The organism is Paucilactobacillus wasatchensis (genome assembly GCF_000876205.1).
GTDB lineage: Bacteria > Bacillota > Bacilli > Lactobacillales > Lactobacillaceae > Paucilactobacillus > Paucilactobacillus wasatchensis.
Genome location: NZ_AWTT01000078.1, coordinates 1 through 2,852, shown reverse-complemented (window position 1 = coordinate 2,852; position 2,852 = coordinate 1). Strand labels below are relative to the sequence as shown.

Genomic DNA, 2,852 nt, shown 5'->3' with positions numbered 1-2,852 from the left:
TTCAATGGAGGATTAGCTCAGTTGGGAGAGCGTCTGCCTTACAAGCAGAGGGTCACAGGTTCGAGCCCTGTATCCTCCATTGAGCCGTTAGCTCAGTTGGTAGAGCATCTGACTTTTAATCAGAGGGTCGACAGTTCGAGACTGTCACGGCTCATTGTCAATTTTTTATTGACAGGCATTATCGTAATGCCGACTTAGCTCAGTTGGCAGAGCATCTGTTTTGTAAACAGGAGGTCGAAGGTTCGAATCCTTTAGTCGGCATCAATAATGCGGAAGTAGTTCAGTGGTAGAACATCACCTTGCCATGGTGGGGGTCGCGGGTTCGAATCCCGTCTTCCGCTTTGTCAATTCTATAATGCCGGGGTGGCGGAATTGGCAGACGCACAGGACTTAAAATCCTGCGGTCAGTGATGACCGTACCGGTTCGATCCCGGTCCTCGGCACTTTTTGCACCCATAGCGCAACTGGATAGAGTGTCTGACTACGAATCAGAAGGTTGTAGGTTCGACTCCTACTGGGTGCATTTTCGGGAAGTAGCTCAGCTTGGTAGAGCACCTGGTTTGGGACCAGGGGGTCGCAGGTTCGAATCCTGTCTTCCCGATTAAATAATTTGTTTTAATTATTTATTTTTTAAGTGTTTTTTCGCGGTGTAGCTCAGCTGGCTAGAGCGTCCGGTTCATACCCGGGAGGTCGAGGGTTCGATCCCCCCCGCCGCGATTTGGCCGGGCATATATTAAACTTGGACCTTTAGCTCAGTTGGTTAGAGCAGACGGCTCATAACCGTCCGGTCGTAGGTTCGAGTCCTACAAGGTCCATTAGTATTTCGGACACTGCACTATATATGTTATTTTATGGAGGATTACCCAAGTCAGGCTGAAGGGAACGGTCTTGAAAACCGTCAGGTGGGTCAAACCACGCGAGAGTTCGAATCTCTCATCCTCCTTTATTATCGCGGGATGGAGCAGTCTGGTAGCTCGTCGGGCTCATAACCCGAAGGTCGCAGGTTCAAACCCTGCTCCCGCAATTTGGTCCGTTGGTCTAGTTGGTTTAGGACGCCTGCCTGTCACGCAGGAGATCACGAGTTCGAGTCTCGTACGGACCGTTATGGCTCGGTAGCTCAGTCGGTAGAGCAACGGATTGAAGCTCCGTGTGTCGGCGGTTCGATTCCGTCCCGCGCCATTTGTTTTAGAAGTAGGATCTCATGCGGGTGTAGTTCAGTGGTAAAACCACAGCCTTCCAAGCTGTTGTCGCGAGTTCGATTCTCGTCACCCGCTTTTATGGGCCTATAGCTCAGCTGGTTAGAGCGCACGCCTGATAAGCGTGAGGTCGATGGTTCGAGTCCATTTAGGCCCATATCTTGGAGAAGTACTCAAGTGGCTGAAGAGGCGCCCCTGCTAAGGGTGTAGGTCGCGTAAGCGGCGCGAGAGTTCGAATCTCTCCTTCTCCGTTTTATGACCCGTTGGTCAAGTGGTTAAGACACCGCCCTTTCACGGCGGTAACATGGGTTCAAATCCCGTACGGGTCATTTTCATTTTAATATTATCGCGGGATGGAGCAGTCTGGTAGCTCGTCGGGCTCATAACCCGAAGGTCGCAGGTTCAAACCCTGCTCCCGCAATTTGGTCCGTTGGTCTAGTTGGTTTAGGACGCCTGCCTGTCACGCAGGAGATCACGAGTTCGAGTCTCGTACGGACCGTATTATTATTTACGGTAGTTTGAAGTCAATAGTATTAGTGATGGTTGGAAAACCGGGTCTTCGTCAAATCGTATTGGTGAATATCTCTATGTTGGAACACCCTACGGGGTGTTCTTTTATTTTACAATTAAAAGAATACGAGCATAAAAATGGGACATACTTCTAAAACCGTAACAGCTTCGTTTAAGCGACTTTATTTTTCTATTTGTTCCTTCTATGGCTCCATTTGAATACGGTGAGATGCAACTATTCGAGATACTATTTAAATTCTTTTTCAATGTGGAAACTGTTGTATCCATTGCGTTATTTTGGGATTCATACGTATTTAAAATATTTGATAGTACTTCGGGGCTCTTATTATGAATAGCTTGTTGAATCTGATGAGCAATGTTATATGCTTTCTTAAGTTTTTGATTTACGTTTAAACCGATATCAATTAGATTTTGTTGTGCCATGTATTCATTTATTCCAAAAATATAACGCGGTTTTACACTATCAATTTTATCTAAGGAACGATGGAACATTTTCCAATTTGTTTTTAAAGCCTTATATGGACGAGAATGTTTGTCTTCAATTGCTTTAAGAGTCGTTGTTCTTACTTGATCAAAAGCTCTATTAGCTAATTGGATAATGTGGAATCGGTCAATTACTAGCTCTGCATTTGGAAATAAATGATGTACGAAAGACTGATAACTAGCGTTTAAATCAATTACGACTGTTTTTACCGCAGCACGTTCTTTTTTTGAATATCGGTTTTCAAAATAATCACATATTTCTGTTGATTGTCTGGAACTCAAAATAGTTAGAAGTTTGTGCGTTTCAGCATCAATTGCGATGAACGAATAGTTTTTATTCACAGATCTAAATTCATCGAAACTTAAATGTTTTGGTAAAGAAGCAGCCCGATAGGGCGCGCTATGGTTTGCATAGAGATAACGTTCAACAGAACTAGGCGAGATACCGACTATCTTAGCAATTACCGTAGCAGTTAATGATTCTTTAGCTAAACCGATGACTTGTTTTTTTATTCCGTTAGATAAAATATTATTTACGCTGACAACTGGCGTGTGTGCTCCACAAGTTGATAAACAATTAGTGCATTGGTAACGTTGTTTCTTCAAATACATGTAAACTTCAGGCCCATTTATTGAATTGGA

The 2,852-nt window shown here is 44.3% G+C and carries 1 protein-coding gene and 19 tRNA genes; 19 read left to right on the top strand and 1 reads right to left on the bottom strand.

What is annotated here, in order from left to right:
- Positions 1-6: 6 nt before the first annotated feature.
- The 19 genes from WDC_RS09100 (at position 7) to WDC_RS09010 (ending at position 1,695) form a co-directional block, all read left to right on the top strand.
- Positions 7-79: transfer RNA gene (locus WDC_RS09100), tRNA-Val, on the top strand.
- Between the two features lie 2 nt (positions 80-81).
- A tRNA-Lys gene (locus WDC_RS09095) sits at positions 82-154 on the top strand.
- A 34-nt stretch (positions 155-188) separates the two neighbouring features.
- A tRNA-Thr gene (locus WDC_RS09090) sits at positions 189-261 on the top strand.
- Positions 262-269: 8 nt separating this feature from the next.
- Positions 270-341: transfer RNA gene (locus tag WDC_RS09085), tRNA-Gly, on the top strand.
- A gap of 16 nt (positions 342-357) precedes the next feature.
- Positions 358-443, top strand: a tRNA-Leu gene (locus WDC_RS09080).
- 6 nt (positions 444-449) lie between these two features.
- Positions 450-523 (top strand) — tRNA-Arg (locus tag WDC_RS09075).
- 4 nt (positions 524-527) lie between these two features.
- A tRNA-Pro gene (locus WDC_RS09070) sits at positions 528-601 on the top strand.
- A gap of 42 nt (positions 602-643) precedes the next feature.
- A tRNA-Met gene (locus WDC_RS09065) sits at positions 644-717 on the top strand.
- 24 nt (positions 718-741) lie between these two features.
- Positions 742-815 (top strand) — tRNA-Ile (locus WDC_RS09060).
- Between the two features lie 38 nt (positions 816-853).
- Positions 854-943 (top strand) — tRNA-Ser (locus WDC_RS09055).
- Positions 944-950: 7 nt separating this feature from the next.
- Positions 951-1,024 (top strand) — tRNA-Met (locus tag WDC_RS09050).
- A gap of 3 nt (positions 1,025-1,027) precedes the next feature.
- Positions 1,028-1,102, top strand: a tRNA-Asp gene (locus WDC_RS09045).
- Positions 1,103-1,106: 4 nt separating this feature from the next.
- A tRNA-Phe gene (locus WDC_RS09040) sits at positions 1,107-1,179 on the top strand.
- Positions 1,180-1,203: 24 nt separating this feature from the next.
- A tRNA-Gly gene (locus WDC_RS09035) sits at positions 1,204-1,274 on the top strand.
- Between the two features lie 5 nt (positions 1,275-1,279).
- A tRNA-Ile gene (locus tag WDC_RS09030) sits at positions 1,280-1,353 on the top strand.
- A 6-nt stretch (positions 1,354-1,359) separates the two neighbouring features.
- Positions 1,360-1,447, top strand: a tRNA-Ser gene (locus WDC_RS09025).
- A gap of 6 nt (positions 1,448-1,453) precedes the next feature.
- Positions 1,454-1,525 (top strand) — tRNA-Glu (locus tag WDC_RS09020).
- Positions 1,526-1,543: 18 nt separating this feature from the next.
- Positions 1,544-1,617: transfer RNA gene (locus WDC_RS09015), tRNA-Met, on the top strand.
- 3 nt (positions 1,618-1,620) lie between these two features.
- Positions 1,621-1,695 (top strand) — tRNA-Asp (locus tag WDC_RS09010).
- Positions 1,696-1,811: 116 nt separating this feature from the next.
- Here the strand turns inward: WDC_RS09010 and WDC_RS09005 are convergent.
- Positions 1,812-2,852, bottom strand: a 1,041-nt coding sequence (locus WDC_RS09005; RefSeq protein WP_044011530.1) for an ISL3 family transposase, incomplete at its 5' end; no start/stop codon positions are given.